Consider the following 2,451-nt stretch of genomic DNA (forward strand, 5'->3'; position numbering starts at 1 on the left):
GAAGGGCGTGTCCATCTGGACATCACCCTGATATTTGCGATCACTGCCAAGGCGACGGACGAGCAGCGTCAGCAGATTGCACAACAAGCGGGGGATATCGTGGCCGGTATGCGCATAGCGGGTGGTAGCGTAATGCCCAACCCTAATGTTGCCCCTGACCGGCAACGCCCGATGTGGATCGCACTGGATGACGATTCGGGTAAGCGCGAACAACAGTTCAAGCGTCTGAAACGCCGTTGGTTGCCAGGTTTTGCCTTGGTGTTACGCGATGATCGTCTTGCCGAGCACACCGGGACTCTTCAAGCCCAAGACGAAAACGCGACGGCGTTGGATGCCTGGCTCGATCTATCGCGCCTCAACCATGAGTGCCATGTCGACCCCGAGAGTGAACAGGTGAGCTGGGAAGTACGGCGCCCTTATCCCGGTTGGCTGGTGCCGATTCCGATAGGTTATGGCGCCATTTCCGAAGAATTCGAGCCGGGTAGCGTAGCGAATGCGCGAGATACGCAGATTCCGTTTCGCTTCGTGGAGAGTATCTACTCCATCGGGCAGTGGATTAGCCCTCACCGTTTGACGTGCCCCGAAGACTTGCTCTGGTACGTCGATAATGACCTCGACGACGGCCTTTATCGCCTTAACAACGACTATGCCCAGCGCGCACATCGCGCCGAATGACAAGGAGCCCAACAATGGCTAAGAAAGACGATGCTTTGAAAACTGCTTCCGTTCTCGCTTTCGAGCGTAAGCTCGATCCCTCCGATGCATTGCTCTATGCCGGGCAATGGTCGCGGCGCGATGCGCTGGAGGATTGGCAATCGGTCACGGTTCGTGAAAAGTCGGTACGCGGTACGATCTCCAACCGTCTCAAGGCAAAGGAACAAGATCCGGCGAAGCTCGATGCCGCCATCGAAAACCCGAACCTTCAGACCGTCGATGTCGCCACCTTGCCCCATGACACCGATACGTTGATGGCGCGTTTCACACTACGTGTACTGGGCGGCGCGGGTACGCCATCGGCATGCAATAACGCCGACTATCAAGTCAAGTTGCAACAGGCCGTTGCGGACTATGTGAAGGCGCAAGGGTTTGGTGAACTGGCGCGGCGTTATGCTCACAATTTGGCGAATGGGCGTTTTTTGTGGCGTAACCGTGTCGGCGCCGAACAAGTCGAGGTACGCATTCGGCGCATGGAAAAGGGTCACGTCGCCAAAGAATGGACATTCGATGCACTGAGTTTGTCACTTCGCGGTTTTGACAGTGATACGCAAACCTCGGAGTTGGCGCAGGATATTGCAGACGCTCTCGCGGGTGAGCGTCATTTGATTCTGGAAGTGATTGCCTTTGCGCATGTCGGTAACGGTCAGGAAGTCTTCCCCTCACAAGAGCTGATTCTGGAGCGCGGGCGGGGCGATAAAAGCAAGACACTCTATAGTGTTGGCGATGTGGCAGCGATTCACTCCCAGAAGCTGGGCAATGCCATTCGCACCATCGATACCTGGTATCCGGCGCCGGAAAATGGCAGCGGTCTTGGCCCCATCGCCGTTGAGCCCTATGGCTCCGTGACCACTCAGGGCACCGCCTATCGCCAGCCCAAGCAGAAAGTGGATTTTTATTCGCTGCTGGATAACTGGATGATCAAGGATCAAGTGCCGAATACGGAACAACAGCACTTCGTCATGGCGACCTTGATTCGCGGTGGTGTCTTCGGCGAAGCGGGGTAAGCCATGGACCATTATCTCGATATTCGGCTACGGCCGGACCCGGAGTTTCCGGCGTCGATGCTGATGAACGCACTCTACAGCAAGCTCCATCGGGCGCTTTATGATCTGCAGGCCGATGATATCGGCGTGAGCCTGCCCGATCACAAAACCGGCGTGCGGGCACGCACGCCGGGTGATCGGTTGCGGCTACATGCGCGAAAAGAGCGGCTCGAGCAACTGTTGGCGCTTTCATGGTTGGCAGGCATGCGTGACCACGTCGAGCTTGCCGATATTGCACCGGTGCCGGCGGCGACGCGCCATTGTCGTGTTACACGGCGGCAGTTCAATACGGGCGGCCCAAGCCGGGTCAAGCGTTACGCACGTCGCCACGACATCAGCGAAGAAGAAGCGCGCCAGTGCCTATCGGCCCCCGCAGAACGCAAGATTTCACTGCCGTTCGTGCAAGTAAACAGTCGTTCTAGTGGTCAACGCTTTGCACTGTTTATCGAACACGGCGCCCCCCTGGACGAGCCTGAGGCTGGACACTTCAATCACTATGGGTTGAGCCGTGAAGCGACCGTGCCGTGGTTTTGACCCTTTTTTGGCGCTTCTTTTAAGTGCCTTATAAATCAATGACCTAGCGCCACCCCTTGCAAAAGGGTGTGGCGCTTTCTTTGCACGAATGCTCTTTAACAATCAGGCATTTAGCTATGATAAGCTCTAGTGCGCTGCCGCCCAGGCAGCTCAGAAA

3 protein-coding genes are annotated in these 2,451 nt (G+C 56.6%); all 3 read left to right on the forward strand.

Features of this window, described 5'->3' with window-relative positions; translation table 11 throughout:
• A partial coding sequence (gene csy2, locus OP495_RS17165; protein WP_280570962.1) for a type I-F CRISPR-associated protein Csy2 occupies positions 1 to 675 on the forward strand: 675 nt, incomplete at its 5' end.
• Positions 676 to 689: 14 nt separating this feature from the next.
• Positions 690 to 1,721 carry a type I-F CRISPR-associated protein Csy3 gene (gene csy3 / locus OP495_RS17170; RefSeq protein WP_280564873.1) on the forward strand — a complete coding sequence of 344 codons (1,032 nt, stop codon included), beginning with the start codon at positions 690 to 692 and terminating at the stop codon, positions 1,719 to 1,721.
• A gap of 3 nt (positions 1,722 to 1,724) precedes the next feature.
• Positions 1,725 to 2,294, forward strand: coding sequence for a type I-F CRISPR-associated endoribonuclease Cas6/Csy4 (gene cas6f / locus OP495_RS17175; protein ID WP_280570963.1), 570 nt, complete (start codon positions 1,725 to 1,727; stop codon positions 2,292 to 2,294).
• Positions 2,295 to 2,451 lie beyond the last annotated feature (157 nt).

This window comes from Chromohalobacter sp. 296-RDG (assembly GCF_029889885.1).
Taxonomy (GTDB): Bacteria; Pseudomonadota; Gammaproteobacteria; order Pseudomonadales; family Halomonadaceae; genus Chromohalobacter.

Coding starts and splice junctions, on each gene's coding strand:
- csy3 (WP_280564873.1), top strand. CDS start 690: ATGGCTAAGAAAGACGATGCTTTGAAAACTGCTTCCGTTCTCGCTTTC.
- cas6f (WP_280570963.1), top strand. CDS start 1,725: ATGGACCATTATCTCGATATTCGGCTACGGCCGGACCCGGAGTTTCCG.